We start from the raw sequence: 24,796 nt of genomic DNA, 5'->3' as shown, positions 1-24,796 counted from the left end.
TTCCATCAAGATACAAAGCCCGTTAAAAAATCCGTATGAAAATAGGGGATGGCAAGTGATGCCAAAGCATCACGATGACAGCCATCTTTTTCACTAGGATTTTAGGGCGTGTTCAATTCCATCAAGATACAAAGGCCGTTAAAAAATCCGTATGAAAATAGGAGATGGCAAATGATGCCAAAGCATCACGATGACAGCCATCTTTTTCACTAGGATTTTAGGGCGTGTTCAATTCCATCAAGATACAAAGGCCGTTAAAAACGCAATGGGAAAATAGTCGGTAAACCCGAAATCTCCGATTTCGTCTGCGCAACCCCTGCAAAACATCTGGAAGACAGCTGCAGTCCTTGGATATCTGCATCGGCTTACTCGTCATTTTGTAATAAAGTCCTGATGAACTTTTGACTGAAATGACTGTTTCCCAACTAACTATTATACCAGTTTAAAACTAAATTTGAAAACATTTTCTTATATATGATAACTTTAAAAAAGTTGCAGCTTCTTACTCCTTTCCGGCGAGGAAATCTCTACTTTGAAAAATGGTTAAGAGGATTATTTACCACCTGTCATTTTAAAGGTGATTTGCAGCTTAAGCCTTTATTTTAAATAATTGCGCCTTACCGCAGTTTGCGTTACAATAAAACCATGAGTATTACAAAAGAATTTGACACAATTGCAGCTATTGCCACTCCCTTAGGGGAGGGCGCTATTGCCATTGTCAGACTTTCCGGAACCGAAGCTCTGACAATCGCCCAAAAAATTTTTAAAGGAAAAGATTTAACAGACAGTGCGTCTCACACCATTAACTATGGCCACATTATCGATCCGCAGGATAAGACTGTACTTGATGAAGTCATGGTGACTGTTATGCGGGCACCTAAAACTTTTACACGTGAAGATGTTATTGAAATCAATACACATGGCGGTATTGCTGTAACCAATGAAATTTTGCAGCTTATTTTAAGGCAGGGAGCACGCTTGGCTGAACCGGGAGAATTCACTAAACGTGCCTTTTTGAATGGCCGTGTTGACTTGGCTCAGGCAGAAGCTGTCATGGATTTGATTCGGGCGAAGACTGATAAGGCCATGCATGTGGCTGTCAAGCAGCTGGACGGTTCTCTATCTCAGCTTATTAATGAAACTAGGCAGGAGATTCTAAACACTCTGGCCCAGGTCGAAGTCAATATTGACTACCCCGAATATGACGATGTTGAAGAGGTTACAGCGGCTTTGATCCGCGAAAAAACGCAAGAATTCCAGCACCTTTTGAAAGACTTGCTTAAAACAGCCCGCCAAGGGAAAATTTTGCGGGAAGGCTTGGCAACGGCTATTATCGGACGTCCCAATGTCGGGAAATCCAGTCTCCTCAATCAGCTCTTGCGGGAAGATAAAGCTATCGTCACAGATATAGCAGGGACTACCCGCGATGTTATTGAAGAATATGTCAACATTAAAGGCGTTCCGCTAAAATTGATTGACACAGCCGGTATCAGAGAAACCGATGATTTAGTCGAAAAAATTGGTGTTGAGCGATCTAAGAAAGCTCTGAAAGAAGCTGATTTAGTTCTGCTTGTCCTTAATGCCGCTGAAAAGCTGACTGAGCAGGATCGTATCTTGCTTGAGCTGAGCGAAAACAGCAACCGGATTGTTCTTCTCAACAAAACCGATTTGCCTCAGGTTATTGAAACAGAAGATCTGCCGGCAGATTATCTGCCGATTTCTGTTTTGAAGCATCAAAACACTAACCAGATTGAAGAACGCATCAGTCAGCTCTTTTTTGACCAAGCGGGAATTGCTGAACAGGATGCTACTTACCTCTCAAATGCCCGGCATATTGCGCTGATTGAAAAGGCAATCGACAGCCTGCAGGCAGTCAATGACGGACTGGCGCTCGACATGCCGGTCGATTTGCTGCAAGTAGACTTGACACGAACTTGGGAAATTCTAGGAGAAATTACCGGCGATGCAGCTCCTGATGAACTTATCACACAGCTTTTCAGCCAGTTCTGTTTAGGCAAATAGCTAAACATCGGCTTAAAACTTGTCCGTCAAGCGTTTAAACAAATTTCTGAGGGGTTTCGCTGCCCTTTAATGGCGAATTCATATAAAAAAGCACCTCTGCAGCAAGATTAGACAGCTTGCAGAGATGCTTTTTCTTTTTATTATAACCCACCCTCACATTTATTTGAGGGTATTTTCAGGCCGTTAAGTGGTTAGTCAGTATTTTTAGAGACACGAGTGCGATTTCTTTTAGATTTCACAGCCATACCTAAAGCAAGGCTGACAGCCGCTGTGCCAAAACCAACTAAGTAAGCTTGATCCTTTTCTCCTGTCTGAGGCAGAACAGCAGCCTGCTGGACGAATGCTTCTGTGTGATAACGCACCGGGTCAGTATTTCTGCCTGCTTTATGCGCCGCAAGACTTACAGCTGACGGATCAACAGTGGAGCCTGCAGCAGTGCTTCCTCCTTTAGGTACAGCTATAACTTCGACATAAAGATGATACTGGTCTGTCACAACTTTTAACAAACGTCCTTGAGTTGTTTCAACTACCCATGTAGAAATATCATCCGACAAAGCTGTACTGAAATCAGTGGATATGTCAACAAAGATGCCTCCAGTACCATTAACCAGCGGCATATAAACATCTTGGTCATAATTGCCGGCAATGACGGTCGTACTGATATTAGCAGCATTTAAAGCCTGAATTGTCGCCTCTAAACTAGGGGAATTTTCTAAATAATCAATATCTTCATCGGTGATTAATACAGCAAAACGTCTGGCATTAGGATCTGCTGACCAGTCATAGTTTCCCGGTGTGGCAATATAAGTCAGAGGAACTGTCGCTTCTTCAAAACCACCGGCAGTCGTAATACCATCCAAAGATGCAATGAACTGAGCTATATCACTGGTAAAATGTGAACCGTCAAATTGGGCATAATTGACATCTTTATTGTACTCATAATCAACCAGTCCCAGCCTGACAGAGATATTTCTGTTCTGCAAACCATTGACAAAATTCCGAACATTGGTCTTCACCTGATCAATATATACATCCATAGAGATGGAATGATCGATTACAAAAACGATATCAGCATTAGTCGTTTCCCGCTCACTGATTTTATCACCTTCCTGGATATAGTCTTCAGTGCTGGTCTTGGTAACTCTTTCATATACAGTATAGCTGTAATTATCATCTTCGCTGTTAGTCGTCGATTCAGTAACCGTCACATTGGGATTAGGATCGGCAGGCGCCTCATTAGGGTCAGCAACACTGGTTGTACGAACAGTAATGGTATTTTCAGCTTTAGAGACATTGCCTTCTTCACTGGCAACTACACCGCTTTCTGTTACCGTAACATCGATGACATCTCCAGCCTCAGCACTTTCTTCCGGAACAACAGGAACGGCAGCTTTCTCAGCAATTTCGGATGCAGCCGCTTCGACAGCACTGGCACTTGTTTCTGGCTCTACTGCAGTCTGGACTGTTTCCGGGACTGTTCCTTCTTCAGCTGCAACCTGTCCAGCTGCTCCAAAAATAAAAGCAACTGTTACTGAAACCAGCCCGATTTTCAGTTTTCTAAAAGCAAAGCGATTTTGCTTATCCATAACTTTTTTCATTTTCAACTCCTTTAATCTGCTTATTTCTATAAAAATGATATAAAAATAAGGGGGGAAGACTACAGCCGTATATGCATAAAAGCTGCAGTTCAGCTACCTGATTAAACCCAATTTGCTTTTGTACTATTAACAAATGATGTAAAATCTATGCCCTCATTCTAGCACTTAGAAAATGGAAATTCAAGCCTATTTCCGGTATTATTTCAGAAAATACATAAAATTAATAATAGTCTTATTTTTCTGAATATTGCAATAAAAAAACGATGATAGCTTGTCCCCTAGGTCCTTACTCTGCACAGACCACCTTGTATCATAAGCAAAAAGAAGGCCGCAGCCTTCTCCATTACAAGCTATTTTATCAATTCATAGATAGCTTCAGCATAAATAGCTGCAGCTCGGTACAAATCTTCAACATCCGCAAATTCATTAGCTTGGTGCATCGTATTTTCATAGCCGGGGAACATAGCGCCGTAAGCTACACCACGCTCAAGGAGACGCCCGAAAGTGCCGCCGCCGATAATTTGTTCGTCCCCTTTAAGCCCTGTCTGTTTTTCATAAACATTAAGCAGGGTCGACACTAAAGAATCTGTCGGCGGAACATAATGCGGTTCATGCAGGTGTTTGCTTACGGTCACCCTTTCGGGCCCCTGAAGTTTGGTCAGCTGCTGATAAATGGTTTCTGAGCTTGTCCCTTGAGGAAAACGAAAATTGAGAGCAATCGTATTATCATCAGAAGCTGCATCAAAGCGAAAAATACCGGGATTCATAGTTAATGCCCCCATTTTAGTATCGGTGTAAGCAACCCCGGTTTTTTCACCATAATAGTCCAGATGCAGAATGCAGCCTGCAAGATTCAGATAATCTCTGGCTGCGCCAGCAAAGCTAAACCGGCTCAGAAAGGATGCCAAGTAAGTAGCACCGTTGATTCCTGCCTGAGGGGACATCCCATGGGCTGATTTGCCGGTAACTGTGATAGTGAACAGGTCATTATCCTGTGTAAGCTCTGTCCGCAGATCATTTTTGGCAGCAAACTGCGACAGCTCAGTCTCTATTTCTGCAAAGCGGGCTTTTTTTGCAGAAAAAACAGCTGTTGCCGATTCAGGAACCATATTTTCCCGCAGCCCTCCCTCAAAAGAGTGCAGGACAAAATCACTGCCATTACTGCCGGAAAAATGCAGATACTGTGTGATATTGCCTTTTTCACCATTGATAATCGGAAACTCCGCATCTGGTGAAAAACCAAAGTCAGGCTTTTCAACCCCGCTGTGTTCAAAGTAATAATCCATATCCGCCCAGCCGGATTCTTCATCTGTACCGACGATAAAACGTACTTTTTTAGAAACTGGGAGCTCTAATTCCTTGATGATTTTTAGAGCATAATAGCAAGCCATAGTCGGCCCTTTATCGTCTGATGCACCGCGGGCATAGAGCTTACCGTCTTTAAGAACTGGCTCATAAGGATCCGTTTCCCAGCCGCTGCCAGCAGGCACCACATCCAAATGGGCAAAAATTCCCAAAACCTCATCCCCTTGACCGTACTCAAAATGACCGGCATAATTGTCAATATTGCGTGTCTGATAGCCGTCTCGCTCAGCCAAAGCCAGAAACGTTTCCAGAGCCTGGACTGGACCAGGGCCAAAAGGGTGCTGCGCGTCAGCCAGATGATCAGCGCGCTCGGAATTAATCCGCAGCAAGGCCAATAAATCAGCCATCATCGCATCACGGCGTTTAGTTACTTCTGCCTGAAAATCAATTGCCATATTTTTACTGCCTCTTTCTTAACGTCTTTCAATCATATCATCAACCGGCAAACGATAGCTTGGCTCCGGCTTAGAATCGCTGTAGCCCGCTGTAACCAAAAGTTCCGGGCGAAAACGCTGGTCAATGTCCAAAACAGACTGCACATCTTTTTTATCAAAACCGAGGATGATATTGGAAGCAATTCCCTGATCAGTCAGTGCCAGCACCAGATTCATAGCCACAATACCAGCATTAACAGCCAGATATTCTCCTGTTGTTTCTCGGTCAAAGTGAGCAATACGTGCCGGCAGGGTTTCCATATAATAACTGATTAAATCATCTGACAGATTTTTACTGCCGATGCGGGCAATTTTTCGAGCCCGCTGCTGTAAATCAGTATCCGTAAAAAGTGCTACAACATACTGCGCTTCTTCCACTTGTTTTCTATTCAGGGCCGGCAGTTTTTCAGCTAGCTGTTCCTTTTTTTCCTTAACCACAACAAACTTCCAAGGCTGAATATTATGGGCACTGGGAGCCAGACTGGCAACCTCGATAGCCGTCCGTAAATCTTTAAAATCAAGCACTTGGTCATTAAAACTTTTAACCGCATGACGCTTTTTATTCAATTCCAGAAATTTCATGATAACCTTCCTATCTCTCTATGTATTGTCCACTCTATTTTACCATAAAATGAGCTAAGTTATCAGAAATAGGAATAAAGGCTTTTTAGGTATCAGCCGCTAAGGATAACTGGAAACAAAACTTTTCTGGACAGCTTTAAACAGCTGTTTAGGTTAGCAACTGTTCAGTCACAATGGTTTTAAAGAACCCGCTCACTCTTCTTTTTCGGTGTTCGCTGTCAGCTGCTCTTTCAGTGCTTCCGCAACATTTCGCGGTACACCGCAGCTGACGATGTCATCAACACTGGCTTCTTGGATATTATGCAGGTTTTTAAAGTGTCTCAGCAGGAGCTGTTTGCGCTTAGGTCCCAGGCCTGCTACATTATCCAGCTTAGACGAAAAGGAATTCTTCGAACGCAGCTGCCTGTGAAAAGTAATGGCAAAACGGTGCACTTCATCCTGAATACGCTGTAAAAGGAAAAATTCTTCCGAGTTTCTTGGCAGTTCAACCACTTCTAAGGGATCTCCAAAAAGCAGTTCATGAGTCTGGTGCCTGTCATTTTTCTGCAGACCGGCAATTGGGATATCCAGCCCCAGTTGGTTTTCGATGACATCGCGGGCAACATTCACTTGACCTTGGCCGCCGTCGATAATAATGAGGTCAGGCGGTGTCAAGCCGTCACGCATAACACGGCTGTACCTGCGATAGATAACTTCACGCATACTGGCATAATCATCCGGGCCGATGACAATCTTGATTTTAAATTTTCGGTAATCTTTTTTGCTGGGTTTCCCATTAACAAAAACAACCATAGCTGCCACCGGACTGGTCCCCTGAATATTGGAATTATCAAAAGCCTCAATGCGGACTGGTTTTGGAATATTGAGAAGGGTGCCGATATTCTCAACAGCTCCGTCTGTTTTTTTGAGATCTTTTTCCAGTAAATCAAACTTTTGCTGCAGACTGACACGGGCATTTTTGACAGTCAGACTGACCAGTTGCTTCTTCTCCCCGCGCTGCGGTTTGATAATCTTACTGTCAACAACTGCCTTAACTAAATCTGAATCAATATCTGACGGAATAAAGATTTCTCTGGGAACGAAATGCTTCTTATCTTGATAGAACTGCCCAATATAGGTTAAAAAATCTTCCTCAGCTTCGTTATAATAAGGAAACATATTGACATCGCGCTGGATGAGTTTCCCCTGACGGACAAAGAAAACCTGGACACACATCCAGCCCTTATCAACAGCATAGCCGAAAATATCGCGATCCATCATATCCTGACTCATGACACGCTGTTTTGTCCGCAGGGTCGCAATGGCCTGAAGCAAGTCACGGTACTCAGCAGCCCGTTCAAATTCCATGAGCTCCGCTGCCTTTTGCATCTTGTCTTTTAAATCATCAATAATCCGGTTGTTACGGCCATTAAGAAAACTCCGGACATCCTGAGCCATATCAACAAAATACTGATGATCTGTATGACAGACCGTATGTGCCTGACATTGCCCTAAATGATAGTAAAAGCAGACTTTTCCAGGCGGATTCTTACATTTCTTAAAAGGAAAAATCCTATCCAGCAGCCGCTTAATTTCTGTTGCCGCACCTGAATCGGGATAGGGCCCGAAATAGAGGCCTCCGTCTTTTTTCACCTGCCGGGTAATCATCAGGCGCGGATACGTTTCATTTACCGTAATTTTGATAAAAGGGTAAGATTTATCGTCCTTAAGCCTGATATTATATTTAGGCAGATTTTTCTGAATCAGATTAATTTCAAGCAGAAGGGCTTCCGTATTAGAGCCTGTCACAATATACTCGAAATCAGCAATTTCGGATATCAGCAGCTCCGTTTTAGTATTGTGGCTGCCATGAAAATAGCTGCGTACACGGTTTTTCAGATTTTTCGCCTTGCCCACATAAATAATGGTCCCGTCTTTATCTTTATGGATATAACAGCCAGGACTGTCTGGCAGGAGCTCCAGTTTATGTTTAATCAGATCGTTCATAATGCTATTATAGCAAAAAGACCGCCGCTTTTCCGAGTTTAAAAATCAGAAGGCGAGAGTGATGTTCTTCATTCGATTTCAACTGTTCAAAAATTAAAAAAACTGAGAATGCAGAAGGCTTATTTGCAGTCGCTGCATTTCCCAGTTTAATTAGTTATATGCCGGCTTATCTGTCAGTTAGTTTTTGGGTACAAAAACCAAGTGTTCGTTGACAAAAGCATCAAAACCAAGATGACTCAATTCGCGGCCGTAACCGGAATTTTTAATACCGCCAAACGGTACTTCAGGATGGGTTGTCCAGCCGGAATTGATAAAGCTCATACCAGTTTCAATTTTTGCTGCCACTTCTCTGGCATGATCAATATCCTTACTGAAGACTGTTCCGCCAAGTCCGTAGCTGGAATCGTTTGCCAATGCAATCGCTTCTTCTTCAGAAGCTACTTTGTAAATAGAAGCAACCGGTCCAAAGATTTCTTGATTATAAATAGGGTTTTCTTCAGTAATATCTGTCAGCACTGTTGGCATCACAAAATTGCCTGGATGATCAATAACTTCATTGCCGTAAGCAACATTAGCACCATTATCTACAGCCAGTTTAATTTGTTCCAGCACTTCTGCTTTAGCTTCTGCAGATGACAGCGGAGCCAATGTTGTCTGCGGATCCATTGGATCGCCCCACTTAGCCGTTTTAAAGGTTTCTACAACCATATCAACAAATTTTTCATAGTTGTCATCCCCCACTACAATAAAGCGTTTGGACGAGGTACAAACTTGACCTGCATTATAGAGACGTGCAAAGAAAATCGTGTCTTTCAGCAAATCAAAATCTGCATCTTCTAAAATAAGGAAAGCGTCATTGCCGCCCAGTTCCAGTGCTGATTTTTTCAGATTGCTGCCGGCTTCAGCAGCAATTGAAGCACCGCCTCGTTCGGATCCGGTCAGAGCAACTCCCTGTACACGCGGATCAGCAATAGCCTTGCTTACTTGGCCATAAGATAAGAAAAGATTTTTAAAAGAACCTACAGGTGCACCGGCTTCCAGAACCAAGTCTTCAAATGCTTGGGCTGATCCAGGGCAAATAGAAGCATGTTTTAGAACCGTCGGATTTCCAATCATAAAGTTAGGAGCAAAGACCCGCATAATTTGATAGAAAGGGAAATTCCATGGTTCAACCATAAACAGCACCCCGACAGCTTGCTTGAGATAATAAGCATCACCGTGCGTGTCTTCCAAGGGCTGCGGTTCTAAAAAGGCTTCAGCCTTATCAGCAAAATAATCTGCTATATCCGCACATAATTCGACTTCTCCTTTAGCTTCTGCAAAAAGCTTGCCCATATCCTTAGTCATCACTTCAGCATATTTGTCTGTATCACGGCGTAAAATAGCTGCCACATTATGAAGCTGCTCCCGGCGCTCTGCCAAGCCCCCTTCACTGCGCCATTTTTTGTACAGAGCATGGCCTTCAGCCAGAGCTTTTTCTAAGTCAGCATCTGAAGCATTCGGAAATTCTTTAAGAACTTCATTTGTATAGGGATAAGTTGTTTTATAGGCCATAATTTCCTCCTTTTATTAATGTGAACTGCATGAGAGTCTTCTAAAATCTGCTCTGTTCTGCCTTCTCTGAACCGCTTCTAAAAGACCAGTTCCTAACAGATTCCAGCACAGACAAGGTAAATAGGCAGGCAATACCTCCCACACAGTAATTATGGTTACATAACCTTATTATACCACTTTTGAAATCGATTTCAAAAAGAAAAATAATGCCAGTCATTTCCCTAGCTCGTTTTTCCGAGAAATATGCCACTATACCTTAAAAGTCTGCTTACCTAAGATTCTGCTTAGATAATCGTCATGACTCTATAATATCTTGAGTTGAGAAACAAAGAAGTAGGTGACAATCTTTATTTTAAAATGCTGAAAACACTTGATATGGACGAACTGAAGAACTATAGGAATGAATCGATTCACTTAAAAAACTTAGGGTTTCAGGAAACATTTCTATGCTTCACTTCACTTATCATCATCTTCCACTGTATGCCGTTCTCCTAAGAGATAATCATCTTGTTTTTCAAACATGGTTGCCAGCGATAAGGGCTGCCGCCCGGTCAGTTTAACAAAATCACTGACTGGGACATCGAGAAAACCTTCTGTAACAGTTGTACCAAAGCTTACCATACCTTCTGAAGTCGCTTGAATCGGACTCTTACTAAAGTCGCCGTCTGTATTTCTGGGTACCCCAATAGAATCAAAATACGCATACAGTTCATCATCAGACAGCTTGGTATAGGTAATACGATTTCCGGTAGCCGCATTGGCAGTATCGAGAAAGTTTTGATAGGACAGCGGCTCAAGACCGTTAATATTCAGCACTTCCCTATGCAGTAAGTCGTTGGCTAAAGCACAGCTGGCAGCAAAGGCTGCATCACGGCGAGAAATGAACCAAACACGGCCATCACCCATATTCTTTGAAATCGTCTCTTCCTTAGCTTCTGCTGCTCTCAAATAGTCACTGATAAAAGCTTCAGCAAACAGGGAGTTGCGCAGAAAGATATAGTCGAGCGGTGTATTTTGGATGATTGCTTCAGTAAAACTGTGGTCAGTATTTTCGACACTGGGATTTAAGGGGTGGCTGGCGGAAAGCACAGATGTATAAACAATTTGCCGAACATTGGCTTTAACACAGACTTCCACCGCATTTTGATGCGCCCGCCTGCGTTTCTCACCGACAAAAGGCATCGAAATCAGCAGAACTTTATCGGCGTTAGCAAATACGTTAATCAGATTTTCCTGACTATTAAAATTAGCTACAGCAGTAGCAATCCCAAGGTCTTGATAGGGTTTCAATGCTTCTTTCTGCGGAGCTGTAAAAAGCAGAGCCTCTTTTGGCAGTAAGTTTTGAATAAATTTAGCCACCTGTGAGCCAAAATTACCATCAACACCGTTAACAATAATTTTTGTCATATGTCTCTCCTCCTAATGATCTTCCGAATGGCGCTGACCGACTTGAAAATCAGCTTCATGTTCAAACATATAACGAACCGTCAAGGGCTTTGCTCCAGTCAGCTGCTCAAAATCATCTGTAAAGACGTCCATCTTCCCTTCACGAATAGCTTGGGCAAAAGTCACCATCCCTTCTGAAGAAAAGGGAGCTTCGGAGTCGTCCTTGAATTCTCCGTCTGTTGTCCTCGGCACTCCCATAGCATCAAAAACAGCATAATTTTCTTCATCGCTAATCGCCTGATAAGAAATACTGTTCCCTGTGACTTCATTGCCAATCTCTACGAATTCTGCCATAGTCAGCAATTCTGGACCATTAATATTTTGAATAGAATGATGCAGATTTTTTGCTAAAAGGGCATGGGCCACCGCCTTAGCACAGTCTTTACGGGAAATATAGGCCATTTTCCCATCTCCCAGACTGTTTGCCAGCGGCGCATTGGCGTGTACAAAGGTGAAGTAATTGGTAATCATTGCCTCTGCATACTGTGAGTTGCGCAGAAAAATATAATCTAAACCAGATTCTTCGATATAGTTTTCAGTATAGGCATGGTCAATTTTCTCAACACTGGGATTTTCCGGGTCAGCAGCATTAACCAAAGAAGTGTAAATGATTTTCTTGACCCCGGCTGCTTTCGCAGCATCAACAACATTTTTATGAGCCGCCTGACGTTTTTTACCAACAAAAGGCATCGAAATCAGAGCGAGAGTGTCCGCACCCGCAAATTGCTCTGCCAGCCCTTCAGCGTGATTAAAATTCATCCGGCGCGTTTCCACACCTGCTTGACCGTATTTGTCCAGCGCTTCCTGACTGTAGCCGCCGAAAATAAGATTATCTTTATCGGTTAATTCTAAAAGATAAGCAGCAGCAAGTCCGCCTAAATTGCCATCAACACCGGTTAATAAAAGTTTTGCCATCTCATCTTCCTCGCTTTTATATTTGATAAGTCTATTATAATGTAAACGCTGTCGAAAAGTTCATTGGTTTTTCTTATGACCTATTTTATTTTATAATTACAGCCCTTTAGTAATTCTAAAAAGACTGACAGATCTTTATTTTGCTCATCTTTTTTATAAGCTAAAATGATCTTGTAGCTATGTCTACTGCCTTGAATGGGAATATTGCGTATCAGACCATCTAAATGGTCAAGATTATAGTCTTCAGTTCCAAAACCAATCAGCTGTTCTGACAAAATATAGAAGAAAGCTTCCTCAAAATCATTGACTGTCCTGGCAATATTAGGAAAATAGCCATCTTCCAAAGATCTTTCTTTCATAGTTAAGAAAGTTTCCCCCATACTTTCTTCACTCAGCATTAATAAAGGATAGGTATAAAGTTCCTGAACTGAAATGGCTCTTTTGTCAAAAAGCGGGTGGCCCTGTGGAACTAAAGCACTATATTTTCCTGATTTTAACAGGATATGATGTAAGGATGGATCAGTAAATTCTTCTGAGAATGAAAGAGCCGCATCGCTTATCCCCTTAATCAGGTATGACTGAATAGCTTTGCAGTCAACTTTTTCAAGTTCAATATCGATAGCAGTCTGTTTGTGTTTAAGAGTAACAATAAGGGGTAGCAATAGCTTTAAATCACTCAAAGATGTGTAGGCTAAAGCTATTCTGGGAACACTTCTTTCAGACAGATTCTGTATTTGCTTTTTGCTCTCCTCATATTGTCTCAGTAACAATTTAGCATTATTGTAAAATAATTTTCCGGCATGTGTTGGCCGAATCGGTGCCACATTCCTATCAAAAAACTGGGCCGCAAATTCCTTTTCAAGGCTGGTGATATACTGGCTGACAGAAGCTTGAGAGATATAATTTTTTCTGGCAGTCTCCGTAAAGCTCCGGCAGTCATAGAGGTCAATAAAATATTTGATTTTTTCAATATGCACAGTCTCGGTCCCCCTTTCGCAAGCAGTTGGCTTATTATCATTATACCTGAATTGATCAATAAGCCAAATTCTAAAATACTTGTAAAGGCAAGCTGATAGCTGATAAACAGTGCATAACACTGTGCTCAACAAAATGTTATAAATACCATTTCCTCTGCTTTTACTGTTTTATTTATCCTATGTTATAATAACAGCGAACAAACATTACAATTGAACACATCCTAAACGCTGTGTCAAAAAGAGCCACAATCGTAGGAAGCTTAAGCGACTTACGAGTGTAGCTGCTCTGTGAGTATAAAATTTCCTTGAGTCTTAGCGGCTCTTCACCCATTTTCCTATTTTTGCTTTGCTCTTTTTACGGCTTTTGTATCTTAATTAAAGGAGATTGTCATGAGATTAACCGGTTATGAAGATCTGCGCGTTCAGCGTACTATTTCAAATATTTACGCAGCCTTTGAAAGTCTGATTTGTGAAATAGATTATGAAAAAATAAGGGTAACTGAGCTGGCCAAAAGGGCTATGATCAATAAAAAAACATTCTACCGCTACTATCCCACATTGGATGATTTACTGGCTGAAATGCAGGAAACATACGCCGAAGCCTATATTGAACGCATCAAAGATTATAGGCTGCCGGAAGACCTATCCAAGATGCAGCGGGCTTTCTTCGAATTCTCAGCTCAGCAAGGTCAGGCTTATGACAAAATCACCATCAGCCATTCTTCCTATTCCGATATCCGTCAGGATATGGTTGATATGGTTATGGCGGCAACATGGTCAAAAAGTCCAAAAATTGACCGGCTCAATGACTTTCAGCGGGTCAGTCTCCTGAATTTTGTCCAGAATACTGGCTTAGCTCTATACCGCCAATGGGTGGAGGAAGGTAAAACAACTCCCCTAGAAGACGTTATCAATACTGCTATTCTCCTGACAAACAGCGGTGTCACTGCTTTGCTCGAGCAAAAATAAGAGACTTTGCTGGTGAAGAAAACAGTATATTCTCTGTTTTAAACACTATAGCGACTGACTGTTTTTAAACTTCAAAGCACTCCAACTGCATTCCCTTTAGAAATAAAGCTTGCGCTTCAGGGAATATAGTTATCAGTTTCAGCGTCTGTACAGCCAGAGATCGACTCGCTCATTATAAATGCTGCGGTCTCATTACTATTTTGGCTGAACTATTTTGGTAGCTTTCCTGTATAAAACACTGCAGTCGATAACAGAGCGATAGATATTGGCTTAAGCAGAGTTTGGGATAAAATAAAAGGTCTCTTATTTTCAAAGAGATCTTTTATGTTTTACGATAATGGGATTTGCTGCTGTACAGTTCTGCCAGAACTATTATAAAGTAGAAATTAGTTATTAAAAACTATTTTTTCCTTCAAATCAGCGACTGTCAGTGGTTGAGAATGGCCTGAATAGATGTGAACAGAACCATCATAAGAGAAAATAACTTTCTGGATACTCTTCTTTAATTCTGATAACTGACCTCCTGGAAAATGCGTCAACCCTAATCCTCCCTGATAAATGGTATCACCTGCAATTAGTGCTTTATCCTTAGCAGCATAAAAACTGACTGAATCTGGTGAATGTCCAGGTGTATGTTTAATATCGAGATAAAACTGCGGATTGTTTCTTAATAGTATACGGTCAGAACCAAAAGGAAGGACGTTTTGAACGACTCTGCCTCCAACACATTGACGAGATAGATTAAAATAAGGGTCGAGAAGGTAGCTCTGTGCTTTTGGATGCGCATAGGCATTAATCCCTAGTTTCTCTCTTAAAAAATCTACAGCTCCAGTATGATCAAAGTGTCCATGTGTCAGCAGTATCTTTTCAATCTGCCACCGCTGTTGCTCAATAACCTGCAGAAGCAGTTCGCCTTGTGCTCCCGGATCAATGATAAAACCAGACTGACTGATTTCGTCAATAACAAAATAAGTATTGACGGCGAAAAAATCAGAGACGGAAATTTTTTGAATCATAAGACTAACTCTCTTTTAAGTACTAAATTCGGCAGCCTTCTGGTCCGCATGATAAGTTGTCATCAGATTCGGATTCTGAAAACTGTTCGAGATAAGCTTGACGTATAGCTGTTTCGAAACCTTGCTGCGATTGTGCTCCGGCAACAGCATAACGATCATCAATGACAAAATAGGGTACTCCCGAAATTCCCAATTGTCTCGCCTCCTCTTGATCAGCAAGAACTTGTTCCTTAAAACGCTCCCCTTCTAAAAATGTCTGTACAGTTTCCTGATCGAGACCAACTTGCACAGCAGCTGCTAAAAGAACTTCGTGATCAGCTAATTCCTTATTATCAGCAAAATAGGCTTGGAAAAGTGCTGACTTCAGTTCCCCTATCTGTTCTTCGCTGCCAGTTTCCTGAACAAGCTTTGTTAAACGGTGAGCATCCATCGTGTTTGTAAATAAAGTAGAGAGATAATTAAAAGTTAAACCTTCCTGTCTGCCTAAGGCAGAAATTTGCTCGATTCGCTGACCTGCTTGCTCGTAGGAAATACCATATTTTTTAGCAAAACGCTTCTGAGTAGGCCCAACTGATTGCACAGGTGCATAAGGATCCAGCTGAAATGCTTTCATTTCAAAGTTTACAATGTTCTCCAGCTTTAACTTATGAATTGCTTTTTTTAAACGTGTTTCGCCAATATAGCAATATGGACAAGCAAAATCAGACCAATAAGTAACTTTCATAAGAATCAATCCTCCTAGTAATAGAACGTGTTCTATTTCTTTTTCTTGCTATTATAGAACATGTTCGATATAATGTCAATAAAAAATATCAAGGAGAAAATAATGCCTGCCGGACGACCTTCAAAGCAAACAAGCAAGAAAAATAAGGATAGCCGTTCACATCTAATAACGACCGCTTTAGAACTAATTAAAAATGGAGAATCTCTTAATGTTCGTGCTATCTGTAGCCGTTCCGGTTTATCAACGGGAACTTTCTACTACTACTTTCGGGATAAAGATGATTTATTGGGCTACTGCCTGACCCAGTCCCTTGCCAATAGTCCAATCGAATGCTGTAATGAATACTCTCTAAGTGAACAAATTTTTGCCGTTTATTTGCCATTACTGCAACAATATCAGGATTTAGGCAAACCGTTTATGCGTCAGTTTTATACAGGAAACAACAGTTCACTGGCGCGTTATATGGGAGAAGCTGAAGGGCAGTTCTTAAAAGGGACAGTCATGTTTGATTCTCAAGAGCTCATAAAAAAAGCAATCCAAAAAGGAATGCTGAGCGAAACAACAGATAGCTACAAGTTAAGTGCAGACATCTGTATTTTAATCAAAGGCAGCGTTTTCGACTGGTGCTTGTCAGATTATAAAGATAAGATCATTCCCACAGCTAAACGTTTACTGCAAAACTATTTAGCCGCTTTTTCTTCCCAATCGGTATAAGTACGGCCCCATTGACAAATTTGGCGAAGTAAGGGGATGAGTTCTTCTCCTACATCCGACAGACTGTATTCGACTTTTGGGGGAACCTGAGCATACTCTTGACGGATAATCAATCCGTCTTTTTCTAATTCTTTCAGCCGACTGGAAAGCATCTTATGGGTGATATTGCCAAGGGCTTTTTTTATCTCTCCATAGCGCATAATGCCATATTCTGATAACCAAAAAAGAATATGCATTTTCCATCTGCCGCTGATAAGTGATAAAGCACGATTAAATGGTTCCATATTGATATTTTCTTCAATAGCTTCATTGTTTTTCAACACAATACTCTCCTTTATGATAGTACCTATCTTTTTTGTGCGTTCTTGTCAAAAAGATAGGCATGTTTTAAAATTAAGATATCAAAAATAGAAGGAGAAAGCAAATGCCTCAATATGATTTTTTACAGACCTATACTTTAAAAAACGGAGCAACCCTCAAAAACCGTGTAGCTATGGCACCTATGACAACAAAGTCCAGTTATTATAACGGTGCACTCACTAACGATGAAATCCGCTATTATAGCATGCGCAGCGGCGGGGTCGGCATGCTGATTACGGGAGCCTTCAGTGTTCATCCGTTAGGAAAGGGGTTTGAAGGCGGTCCGGCAGTTTGGAATGATGCATACCTTTGTCAGTTACAGCGCCTAGCCAATGTGATTAAAATCAATGACACTAAAGCCATTATACAGCTCTTTCATGCCGGACGAAAATCTACTACAGCCATCTTAAGAGGGGAACAGCCTGTTTCTGCTTCTGCTGTTGCCGCTGAATGGCCACCAAATTCTGAAGAACCCCGAGCCCTATCTGAAAATGAAATTGACGAAATTATTCAGGATTTTGCTAAGGCAACAAGACGAGCTATTCAAGCTGGTTTTGATGGTGTGGAGATCCATGGTGCCAATACTTATCTTATCCAGCAATTCTTTTCACCGCACTCCAATCGCCGGACAGACAGCTGGGGTGGCCGCCGCAGAGAGCGGATGCGTTTTGCTAAAGAAATATTAAAGGCGGTTAAAACTGTTATTTCAGAATATGCAAAAACAGATTTTATTCTTGGCTACCGTTTGTCTCCAGAAGAACTGGAAACTCCAGGGATTCGTCTGGAGGACAGTCTTGATTTTGTTGAAGAAATTCAAAACGATATTGATTATCTTCATCTCTCTATCGGAAGCTATAATCGGACAAGTTTAAATAATAAGAACGATACAGTACCATTAGTTAGCCATTTTAAAAAGGTACTTAATCCGTCTGTTCCTCTCATTACTGTCGGAACGATCAAATCCCCTGCAGATGCTCAAGCCGCCATGGCATTAGGAGCAGATTTTATTGCACTAGGCCGTTCTTTAATCAATGAACCCAAATGGGTGCAAAAAGTTGAAACAAATAGTGAAAAATCAATCCGTTATCAATTAAACCCTGTAGATATGGACGATTTAGCTATCCCTGCCGGAATGCAGGATTACCTTCTAACGACTTATAAAGACGCCATTGATTTTACCACTAATACTGTTAAACAGGAATTCGGTCAGCAAATGGCTCCCATGGAAGGCTATAAAAAACAGTAAAAGAGGGTAATTATGATTGATATTTATTATTTAGATGATTATAACTCTGAACACCAGCTGCACTATGACAGTCACGATTTATTTGTACAAGGGATGGTTGCTATGTGGCCGCCTTTTCAAGACCATTTCAAAGTAACCAAAGTTCTTTATCAAAATCAAGAGATCCATTATCAAGGGCAGTTAGGCAATTTGTATTATTTTATGCTGCCGCTTATTAAAAATGGTAAACAAAACTAAAACTATTTTAAGAATAATTTTTTAATAATTAAGGGATCATTTTTTCATTATAAACTCAAAAAAACATTGTAGCTAAGCTCAATGTTTTTCAAAATTCTAAACAGTACTCTGCCGATATATCAAAAAAACTGAAGACAGCAGCATTTTTCAAATCAGTTTAAAAAAGCAAATACGAAAAAAGCATTTCTTAATGAATAGACTTTACACCACACCATAGCCGGCTTTTTTTAATAGTTCTTTGGCTGCAGCCGCTTGATTGGTTTTTATAAGGATGTAGTCAGTGTTAAAAGTCGATAGTGCAAAAATACTGATACCCTGATCTGCCAGCAGGCCAGAAATTTTCGCCAAAATCCCAATCAGCGAAAAATCCAGCTCTCCCTCAATACGAAAAGCAGACCAGCCGTCCTCACGCGCTGTCGTATTGACCGGGACGCACCGAGTCGGACAGACCAAAGATTTTTCTTCGTCTGTCTGACCGGTAAAAATATAGGGTTGTTCCCAATTAACCTGGCTGTAATCTTCTACTTTGCAAACCGAAAAAGGTTCTGAAAAAAACTTAAGCTGCATCAATCTCCTCCATTTTTGACTGCCTTTATTTCACTGTCTAAACAGCATCAGGCTTTGCTATAATGCTATTATATCATATCAGAAACAGATCAAAAAAATGGCAAGGGCAGAAAAAGAGAGCCTAAACTAATGATATAGAACCAAGAGCCTGCGCATGCCCGAAAGCTATAAACAAGATTTCACTTGTGACCAGTACAGAACTGTTCAAAAACAAGGGCATGGGAAATTTAAAGAGCTTAAGCTCAGTCTAAAACTTATCCGGTCTTAAACTTGCGAAGAACTGTATCATCAAGAAATGCAGGGGAGCTGTGCGCGTCAATAAACAAAACACAGGCAACAAATTAAGAGTGTCAGCCAAGAACCAGTATTTTTCCTAAAGTTTTTCTGTACAATCTGCTGCAGCAATTATTAAAACTGTTTTTGCTGCAGTCACTCTCCCAGAAAACTAAATACGTCACTTGCAAATCGTTCAGCATACTGAAAAAGTGAGCCATGGCCGGCATTGGGATAGTTCAGCAGCTGACTGTTTTTAATTGTCTCATGCATCATATAAGAATTTTCTGTAGGAACCATCATGTCTTTGTCACCATTAACAATGAGGACGGGCTGTATAACAGCAGCCATATCATCTAAATCAGCTTTGGCCCAGCCGCTTCATTTCCCGTCACTCCATCATTTCTAAATAAACTATTTTTTATTCAATGAGTCAAACTGATAGAGTTGCGGATACTGGTCACATGTAGGATTCTTTGGATGACAGATGGTGCGGCCGAAAATAATCATAGCCTGATGGGCAGGCAGCCAAAGTTCAGGCGGCAGAACATCTGTCACGCGCTTTTCAATCTCCAAAGGCGTGGCAGACTGTTTAACAATCTTATGGTGCTTGCAGATTCTGGAAACATGCGTATCTACTGCAAAAGCCGGGATACCAAAACCTACTGATAGGACAACATTGGCAGTTTTCCGACCAATACCAGGCAAACTTTCCAGATCCGATCTAGTCTTAGGAACCTGTCCGTCGAAGCGCTCTAAAAGCTGAATGGATAGTTCATGCATAAATCTGGCCTTATTGCGGTAAAGTCCTAGCTTAGAAATATATGGTTCAATATCAGCAGGGCGTGCCTCTGCTGCTTCTTTGGGACTTGGGAAACGTTTAAACAGTGCTGGAGTCGCCTTATTAACGGCTGCGTCTGTTGTCTGAGCAGACAGCATCACCGCAATCAAAAGTTCATAATGACTGCGAAAATCCAGACTAGGCTTAGCATCTGGAAAAAGAGCAATAATTTCTTCAATCACATGGCGTGCCTTTTTCTTAGATAAAAGAACCATAACTGCCTCCGAATAAGTGATACTTTATTATATCAAAAAGTCTGTCATTTGGCAGATTTGGGTTATCATCTCCAAATATCTATCAAAAAGCAGCGGCTGTTCGAATCTGTCACAGCTGCTGCTTTTAGATAGCGATGTCTGAGTTTAGTTTCTGCAGCTAGGATTTTGCTTTTAAACTCAGCTTTCCTCCCACGTTGAGAGCATGCACCCTTTCGGGGTTAACAACGTCTTTCACCAAATCTTCCGGATTGCCGTTAAAGGTATTCCAAGTTGCTGCATCAATTGAACCCCAATGAATACAGATAAGATCAGCATTGGGATAGGTATCAGCTTCTTTAACGGCTCCGTCATAGGTAATATGCCAGTCGTTATCACTGAAATCAAAGAGAATCATATCCGGCTGCGGCATTTCCAAATGCTCCGGCAGCAACTGACTGTCACTTGGGAGCCAAATACTGCCGTCTGGTGTTTCCAGCCAATAACCGACATACTCTTCTTCTTTCCATTCACGATACTGATACTTAGGCATTTGATTTTGCCAATTATGACGTGTAGGAGTTGTTGTAATGGTCACATCATTTACTGAAAAAGTTGCCCCGACTGCATGTTCTTGCGTATCAAAACCTTCTTCATTCATCACATCAGCGACATGAGCCGGCGCGTGGAAACTGGCAGTTACCGCCTTGATATTGTTCAGAGTTTCAAAACTCAAGTGGTCATTGTCAATATGGGAGATAAGCAGAGCGTCGACACGGGGAATGGTTTTAGAATCAATCGGCATATCGATGAGCAGCGGCATATCAAAACTATCTAAAATCGGATCGATTAAGATAATGGTTCCGCGGCTGTTAATGAGAATACTGGCATTCCCCAGCCAATACACTTCTGTTCCTTCAATTTTATCAAAAGCTGACATAGGAATCTCAACAGTTTTGTCAGGCATTGCCTGCCCATCTTTACTAAAACGGATTTTCATAGATATATTCCTCTCCTTCTTTTTGAGACTTAAGAGCGATTAGCCGCAAGCAGGGCCAAGAAGCTCAATACAAGTAAAACAATAATCAATATAAAGGCGGCTGTGTAGCTGCCTGTGAAATCATAAATATAGCCGATTGCCGAAAAGGCTAAGGCTGCACCGGTATTTCCTGCAAAGGAAATAATCGGGAATCTCTTGGCATAATTATGATTTCCAAAAACTGTGCGTGTGACTAAAGGCACTGATACAGCTCCCAGACCATAGCAGGAACCAAACAGAAAGGCTGCCAGCAGCATGAGGCTCGCTGGTTTTCCTAATAAAAGCAACAGAGTCCCAGCAGTGTTGGCTGCTAATAAAACGAAACTGGCTCTGACGGATCCAATTTTGTCACTCAAAGCACCGACAATTAATTTCGAAACGATATTGCCAATCATTCCCATCGATAGGAGACCTGCTCCTACAGTTGTTGATAAGCCGGCCGTTTCGGCATAGCCAGGTAAATGCTGTGTCATGCTTGAAATAAAACTAACGATAATGCTAAAAACAAGCATAGCCAGCAAAGTCAGCGACAGCGACCGATAAGGGACAGCTAAAGGCGGCTGCTCTAGCTGCTCCAAACTGCCGTATGCAGTTAAGCCTTCATTTTTCGGTTCAAGAGTGAAAGGATAACAGAGAGACGGCAGACACAGCAGTAAAATCAGTCCCGCTTCAGCCACATAGGCCAGCTGCCAGCCAAAGGCAGTAATAATGGCTGAAAATACTGGCGAGAAAACAGCGCCCATAATCCCTGAAAAACCCAAGGCAATACTAGTAGCTAAACCATTCTTAGCCATAAACCAATGATTAATAACCATTGTAATTGTCAGGACAGAAAAAAGTCCGGTACTGAAACCGCGAATGGCTCCAAGTAAATAAAACTGCCAGAGTTCAGTTGAGGCTGCCATCAGGCCTGTTCCGATTACAGCTATGATAATAGAAACAGCCAGCAAGATTTTGAAAGGTATTTTTTTCATCAGTTTCGGAACGAAAAGAGCACTGACCGCAGTCACCAGAGAAAAAATCGTCATATGAAAGGCAAAGGAACCTCGCAACAGACCTAATTCTTCTGCAACAACTGAATAAAAAACACCTGATGTATTCACAGAAATACCTATGGCTGCGGCGGCTAAACCGCAAAGAACAAATAGAACTTTCCATGCTTTATGAAGATGTGCCATTGTTTTCCTTTCTGCTCTTTTTATTTTAAAGTTCTTCGCCATTTGATGCAATAACTTTTTTATACCAGTCAAAAGATTTCTTCTTTGTGCGCTTCAGGCTGCCTTTCCCCTCGTCGTCCTTATCCACATAGATAAAACCGTACCGTTTGCTCATCTGCCCCGTGCTAGCTGCGATAAGGTCAATACAGCCCCAGCTTGTATAACCCAGCAAGTCAACGCCGTCAATCGCCACAGCATCTTTAAAAGCCAGAATGTGCTGACGCATATAATCGATACGATAGTCATCTGCCACATAACCCTCTCGGTCAGGCTTATCCTTGGCCCCCAGACCGTTCTCAACAATAAAAAGCGGTTTTTGATAGCGATCATAGAGCTGATTAAGGGCATTGCGAAGACCAAGCGGGTCAATCTGCCAGCCCCATTCCGTCGATTGGAGATGCGGATTTTTGATAGAGCGAAAAAGGTTTCCGGTAGTTGTCTCGTAATCCTCTTCAAAACCAGAAACTGTGCGGGAAGAATAATAGGAGAAAGAAACAAAATCAACAGTTTCCTTCAAATGCTCAAGATCATCATCTTCCATAGCAAGTGCAATACCTTCTCGTTCAAACATTTTTTTGGCATAATTAGGATAGTATCCCCGTGCCTGCACATCAATGAAGAAATAATTCTCACGGTCACTGTCAATCGCCTGTTTATAATCTTCCGGCCGGCAGGCATAAGGATAGTGCATGCCGCCTGCCAGCATACAGCCGATTTTATTATCAGGATCAACAGCGTGCGCTAACTTAGTCACAAGACTTGATGCCACAAGCTGGTGATGAGCTGCTTGGTAGATCAGCTGCTTCTTAGAATCTCCTTCCTTAAAAATCAGGCCTCCTCCTACAAAGGGACTGTGGATAAGAATATTGATTTCATTAAAAGTCAGCCAGTAGCGCACTAACCCCTTAAAAGCAGTCATCACTGTCTCAGCATAGCGAACATAGGCTTCGACTAAGCGGCGGCTGCGCCAGCCGCCATAACGCTTAATCAAACTCACCGGCACATCAAAATGTGCCAGAGTTACCAAGGGCTCAATGTTATACTTGCGCAGCTCCTCAAAAATCTCACGGTAAAAGTCCAGTCCAGCCTGATTGGGTACCGCATCATCGCCATTTGGAAAAATCCGTGTCCAGGAAATGGACATGCGGTAAACCTTAAAACCCATTTCCGCAAAAAGTTTAATGTCTTCTTTATAATGATGGTACATATCAATCGCTTCACGTGCAGGGTAATAATGCTTCTCATCCCACTGCAGGTGCTCCAGCTGTCCGCTGGCAATAGCCGCACGGTCGGAACCAACTGGCAGCAAATCAATATTGGATAGCCCGCGCCCACCTTCTAAAACACCGCCTTCAACCTGATTGGCCGCTGTTGCGCCTCCCCATAAAAAATTTTCCGGTAAAGTCATTTTCTCCCCCCTTTTCTATGTGCTATAATATTCTTGACCTTACTGTAACATGTCAGTTAAAAGACTTCAAGAGGCTTGAAATAATTTGAAAAAAGGTTTCATTTCTTAGCTGTTAAATCATATCAGTCTGAAATAAAATTTCGCCGGAAAGGGAAACAGTATGACTCTTCTTCAAGATATCCAATATCTAGCTGATACCAAAAAAGATTCTAAAAAAGATATCGCTGATTTTATTTTAAGTCATAAAACAGAATTGGCGCATTTAACCTTAGACGATATTCAGGAACAAGCTTATATTTCTAAGTCTTCCTTAGTCCGCTTTGCCAAAGCATTAGGATTTTCGGGATGGAAAGCCTTTCTTGTTCCTCTGGTGGAAGAAATTCATAAAGAAAGTCAAACCTTTTCTTATATTGACCCCGATATCCCCTTTACCCCCCTTGATTCTAATTTAACAATTGCCGCAAAAATTGCACAAGTTCAGACAGCCAGTATCGAAGACAGTCTTGCCCTGCTGGATGAAGATATTTTGACACGCGCTGCTTATTCTTTAAAAAAAGCCAATCGTATTGTCGTTTTTGGCATCAGTCCCAACAACCTTTTAGCTACTATCTTCAGACGCCGTCTGTCTGCAATTGGCAAAACCGTTGAGGTTCCCCAACAAGATGAAATGGGACTGACAGCACTATCCTTAAAAGACAGCGACTTAGCTGTATTTATCTCCTATTCCGGCCATTTAACCCAGTTTCCTGCGCAGTTAATGACTTATTTATCTGAAAATCAAGTAACCCGCCTTGCTATCACCAGCCAAAAACATTCTCCCTTAGCAGAGGCCTGTGATTTACTGTTAACTCTCTCAGCACGCGAACAAGTGGTCGGCAAAATTTCCAGCTTTGCCTCTGAAGAGTCTATTCTTTTTATCCTTAATGTCCTTTATGCAGTTTATTTTTCATTAGATTATAAGACAAATATGGACTATAAGCAAAGAATGGCAGAGCTGCTCGAAAAAGGACGGCTATAAGCTGTTTTGAAATAAAATACCAGTTTTCAGCATCAGCCGCAGCAAAAACTGAAACCTTTTTCCAAGCTCTCTTTAAGCCCTTGAAAGGGCTTTTTTG

General features: G+C 41.7%; 22 protein-coding genes and 1 pseudogene. 6 read left to right on the top strand and 17 right to left on the bottom strand.

Translation table 11 applies throughout. The annotated features are described in order from the left end of the window. Positions 1-645: 645 nt before the first annotated feature. On the top strand, positions 646-2,022 hold the full coding sequence (mnmE, locus tag DDV21_RS05215; RefSeq protein ID WP_116877306.1) for a tRNA uridine-5-carboxymethylaminomethyl(34) synthesis GTPase MnmE: 1,377 nt from the start codon (positions 646-648) through the stop codon (positions 2,020-2,022). 191 nt (positions 2,023-2,213) lie between these two features. Here mnmE and DDV21_RS05210 read toward each other — a convergent pair whose 3' ends face one another. From DDV21_RS05210 to DDV21_RS05175, 8 genes are all read right to left on the bottom strand, one after another. Beyond that, on the bottom strand, positions 2,214-3,620 hold the full coding sequence (locus DDV21_RS05210; protein WP_116877307.1) for a VWA domain-containing protein: 1,407 nt from the start codon (positions 3,618-3,620) through the stop codon (positions 2,214-2,216). 350 nt (positions 3,621-3,970) lie between these two features. Continuing rightward, positions 3,971-5,380, bottom strand: a complete 1,410-nt coding sequence (gene pepV, locus DDV21_RS05205; RefSeq protein ID WP_116877308.1) for a dipeptidase PepV — start codon at positions 5,378-5,380, stop codon at positions 3,971-3,973. 18 nt (positions 5,381-5,398) lie between these two features. Continuing rightward, entirely contained in the window at positions 5,399-6,001 is a 603-nt protein-coding gene (locus tag DDV21_RS05200) for a nitroreductase family protein (RefSeq protein WP_116877309.1), read from the bottom strand. Positions 6,002-6,193: 192 nt separating this feature from the next. Further along, entirely contained in the window at positions 6,194-7,987 is a 1,794-nt protein-coding gene (gene uvrC, locus DDV21_RS05195) for an excinuclease ABC subunit UvrC (RefSeq protein ID WP_116877310.1), read from the bottom strand. 177 nt (positions 7,988-8,164) lie between these two features. Then, positions 8,165-9,541: an NAD-dependent succinate-semialdehyde dehydrogenase gene (locus DDV21_RS05190; protein WP_116877311.1), complete on the bottom strand. Its 1,377-nt coding sequence runs from the start codon at positions 9,539-9,541 to the stop codon at positions 8,165-8,167. A 456-nt stretch (positions 9,542-9,997) separates the two neighbouring features. Then, positions 9,998-10,948, bottom strand: coding sequence for an NAD(P)H-binding protein (locus DDV21_RS05185; RefSeq protein WP_116877312.1), 951 nt, complete (start codon positions 10,946-10,948; stop codon positions 9,998-10,000). A 12-nt stretch (positions 10,949-10,960) separates the two neighbouring features. After that, on the bottom strand, positions 10,961-11,902 hold the full coding sequence (locus DDV21_RS05180) for an NmrA family NAD(P)-binding protein (protein WP_116877313.1): 942 nt from the start codon (positions 11,900-11,902) through the stop codon (positions 10,961-10,963). Positions 11,903-11,982: 80 nt separating this feature from the next. Next, the gene (locus tag DDV21_RS05175; protein WP_142917731.1) at positions 11,983-12,879 is read right to left on the bottom strand and encodes a LysR family transcriptional regulator; all 897 of its coding nucleotides are present in this window, start codon (positions 12,877-12,879) and stop codon (positions 11,983-11,985) included. 390 nt (positions 12,880-13,269) lie between these two features. Here DDV21_RS05175 and DDV21_RS05170 point away from each other — a divergent pair, with 390 nt between their 5' ends. Continuing rightward, the gene (locus tag DDV21_RS05170; RefSeq protein WP_116877315.1) at positions 13,270-13,848 is read left to right on the top strand and encodes a TetR/AcrR family transcriptional regulator; all 579 of its coding nucleotides are present in this window, start codon (positions 13,270-13,272) and stop codon (positions 13,846-13,848) included. A 386-nt stretch (positions 13,849-14,234) separates the two neighbouring features. Here the strand turns inward: DDV21_RS05170 and DDV21_RS05165 are convergent, their stop codons facing one another. Then, entirely contained in the window at positions 14,235-14,864 is a 630-nt protein-coding gene (locus tag DDV21_RS05165; RefSeq protein ID WP_116877316.1) for an MBL fold metallo-hydrolase, read from the bottom strand. Between the two features lie 22 nt (positions 14,865-14,886). After that, entirely contained in the window at positions 14,887-15,588 is a 702-nt protein-coding gene (locus tag DDV21_RS05160; RefSeq protein WP_116877317.1) for a DsbA family oxidoreductase, read from the bottom strand. 72 nt (positions 15,589-15,660) lie between these two features. On the opposite strand from DDV21_RS05160, the gene DDV21_RS05155 reads away from it, so the two are divergent. Then, a complete protein-coding gene (locus DDV21_RS05155; RefSeq protein WP_162886288.1) occupies positions 15,661-16,302 on the top strand; it encodes a TetR/AcrR family transcriptional regulator in 642 nt (213 codons plus the stop codon). Here the strand turns inward: DDV21_RS05155 and DDV21_RS05150 are convergent. Beyond that, a complete protein-coding gene (locus DDV21_RS05150) occupies positions 16,269-16,622 on the bottom strand; it encodes a winged helix-turn-helix transcriptional regulator (protein ID WP_241964706.1) in 354 nt (117 codons plus the stop codon). The two genes, DDV21_RS05155 and DDV21_RS05150, sit on opposite strands and share 34 nt — an antisense overlap. Before the next feature lie 104 nt (positions 16,623-16,726). On the opposite strand from DDV21_RS05150, the gene DDV21_RS05145 reads away from it, so the two are divergent. Beyond that, entirely contained in the window at positions 16,727-17,908 is a 1,182-nt protein-coding gene (locus DDV21_RS05145; protein ID WP_116877319.1) for an NADH-dependent flavin oxidoreductase, read from the top strand. A 12-nt stretch (positions 17,909-17,920) separates the two neighbouring features. Beyond that, positions 17,921-18,145, top strand: coding sequence for a DUF4649 family protein (locus DDV21_RS05140; protein ID WP_116877320.1), 225 nt, complete (start codon positions 17,921-17,923; stop codon positions 18,143-18,145). 201 nt (positions 18,146-18,346) lie between these two features. On the opposite strand, the gene DDV21_RS05135 is transcribed toward DDV21_RS05140, so the two are convergent. The 6 genes and pseudogenes from DDV21_RS05135 to DDV21_RS05110 form a co-directional block, all read right to left on the bottom strand. Beyond that, positions 18,347-18,712 (bottom strand): ACT domain-containing protein, encoded by a 366-nt coding sequence (locus tag DDV21_RS05135; protein WP_116877321.1) that lies wholly within the window; start codon positions 18,710-18,712, stop codon positions 18,347-18,349. 429 nt (positions 18,713-19,141) lie between these two features. Continuing rightward, positions 19,142-19,360: pseudogene (locus tag DDV21_RS05130) on the bottom strand (alpha/beta fold hydrolase); the annotation flags it as partial. Between the two features lie 39 nt (positions 19,361-19,399). Continuing rightward, positions 19,400-20,041, bottom strand: coding sequence for an endonuclease III (nth, locus tag DDV21_RS05125; RefSeq protein ID WP_116877323.1), 642 nt, complete (start codon positions 20,039-20,041; stop codon positions 19,400-19,402). A gap of 157 nt (positions 20,042-20,198) precedes the next feature. After that, a complete protein-coding gene (locus DDV21_RS05120; RefSeq protein WP_116877324.1) occupies positions 20,199-21,017 on the bottom strand; it encodes an MBL fold metallo-hydrolase in 819 nt (272 codons plus the stop codon). Positions 21,018-21,046: 29 nt separating this feature from the next. Next, positions 21,047-22,234: an MFS transporter gene (locus DDV21_RS05115; RefSeq protein ID WP_116877325.1), complete on the bottom strand. Its 1,188-nt coding sequence runs from the start codon at positions 22,232-22,234 to the stop codon at positions 21,047-21,049. Positions 22,235-22,259: 25 nt separating this feature from the next. Next, positions 22,260-23,681, bottom strand: coding sequence for a 6-phospho-beta-glucosidase (locus DDV21_RS05110; protein ID WP_116877326.1), 1,422 nt, complete (start codon positions 23,679-23,681; stop codon positions 22,260-22,262). A 160-nt stretch (positions 23,682-23,841) separates the two neighbouring features. On the opposite strand from DDV21_RS05110, the gene DDV21_RS05105 reads away from it, so the two are divergent. Continuing rightward, on the top strand, positions 23,842-24,699 hold the full coding sequence (locus DDV21_RS05105) for a MurR/RpiR family transcriptional regulator (RefSeq protein ID WP_116877327.1): 858 nt from the start codon (positions 23,842-23,844) through the stop codon (positions 24,697-24,699). Positions 24,700-24,796: the final 97 nt, after the last annotated feature.

This window comes from Streptococcus chenjunshii, from assembly GCF_003086355.1.
In the GTDB taxonomy this organism is placed as follows: Bacteria; Bacillota; Bacilli; order Lactobacillales; family Streptococcaceae; genus Streptococcus; species Streptococcus chenjunshii.
The sequence above is the reverse complement of the archived record's forward strand: the minus strand, read 5'-3'. Positions and strand labels throughout refer to the sequence as shown.

Excerpts from the sequence above, each read along its gene's own strand:
- mnmE (WP_116877306.1), top strand. The coding sequence starts at position 646 with ATGAGTATTACAAAAGAATTTGACACAATTGCAGCTATTGCCACTCCC.
- DDV21_RS05210 (WP_116877307.1), bottom strand. The coding sequence starts at position 3,620 with ATGAAAAAAGTTATGGATAAGCAAAATCGCTTTGCTTTTAGAAAACTG.
- pepV (WP_116877308.1), bottom strand. The coding sequence starts at position 5,380 with ATGGCAATTGATTTTCAGGCAGAAGTAACTAAACGCCGTGATGCGATG.
- DDV21_RS05200 (WP_116877309.1), bottom strand. The coding sequence starts at position 6,001 with ATGAAATTTCTGGAATTGAATAAAAAGCGTCATGCGGTTAAAAGTTTT.
- uvrC (WP_116877310.1), bottom strand. The coding sequence starts at position 7,987 with ATGAACGATCTGATTAAACATAAACTGGAGCTCCTGCCAGACAGTCCT.
- DDV21_RS05190 (WP_116877311.1), bottom strand. The coding sequence starts at position 9,541 with ATGGCCTATAAAACAACTTATCCCTATACAAATGAAGTTCTTAAAGAA.
- DDV21_RS05185 (WP_116877312.1), bottom strand. The coding sequence starts at position 10,948 with ATGACAAAAATTATTGTTAACGGTGTTGATGGTAATTTTGGCTCACAG.
- DDV21_RS05180 (WP_116877313.1), bottom strand. The coding sequence starts at position 11,902 with ATGGCAAAACTTTTATTAACCGGTGTTGATGGCAATTTAGGCGGACTT.
- DDV21_RS05170 (WP_116877315.1), top strand. The coding sequence starts at position 13,270 with ATGAGATTAACCGGTTATGAAGATCTGCGCGTTCAGCGTACTATTTCA.
- DDV21_RS05165 (WP_116877316.1), bottom strand. The coding sequence starts at position 14,864 with ATGATTCAAAAAATTTCCGTCTCTGATTTTTTCGCCGTCAATACTTAT.
- DDV21_RS05160 (WP_116877317.1), bottom strand. The coding sequence starts at position 15,588 with ATGAAAGTTACTTATTGGTCTGATTTTGCTTGTCCATATTGCTATATT.
- DDV21_RS05155 (WP_162886288.1), top strand. The coding sequence starts at position 15,661 with ATGTCAATAAAAAATATCAAGGAGAAAATAATGCCTGCCGGACGACCT.
- DDV21_RS05145 (WP_116877319.1), top strand. The coding sequence starts at position 16,727 with ATGCCTCAATATGATTTTTTACAGACCTATACTTTAAAAAACGGAGCA.
- DDV21_RS05140 (WP_116877320.1), top strand. The coding sequence starts at position 17,921 with ATGATTGATATTTATTATTTAGATGATTATAACTCTGAACACCAGCTG.
- DDV21_RS05135 (WP_116877321.1), bottom strand. The coding sequence starts at position 18,712 with ATGCAGCTTAAGTTTTTTTCAGAACCTTTTTCGGTTTGCAAAGTAGAA.
- nth (WP_116877323.1), bottom strand. The coding sequence starts at position 20,041 with ATGGTTCTTTTATCTAAGAAAAAGGCACGCCATGTGATTGAAGAAATT.
- DDV21_RS05120 (WP_116877324.1), bottom strand. The coding sequence starts at position 21,017 with ATGAAAATCCGTTTTAGTAAAGATGGGCAGGCAATGCCTGACAAAACT.
- DDV21_RS05115 (WP_116877325.1), bottom strand. The coding sequence starts at position 22,234 with ATGGCACATCTTCATAAAGCATGGAAAGTTCTATTTGTTCTTTGCGGT.
- DDV21_RS05110 (WP_116877326.1), bottom strand. The coding sequence starts at position 23,681 with ATGACTTTACCGGAAAATTTTTTATGGGGAGGCGCAACAGCGGCCAAT.
- DDV21_RS05105 (WP_116877327.1), top strand. The coding sequence starts at position 23,842 with ATGACTCTTCTTCAAGATATCCAATATCTAGCTGATACCAAAAAAGAT.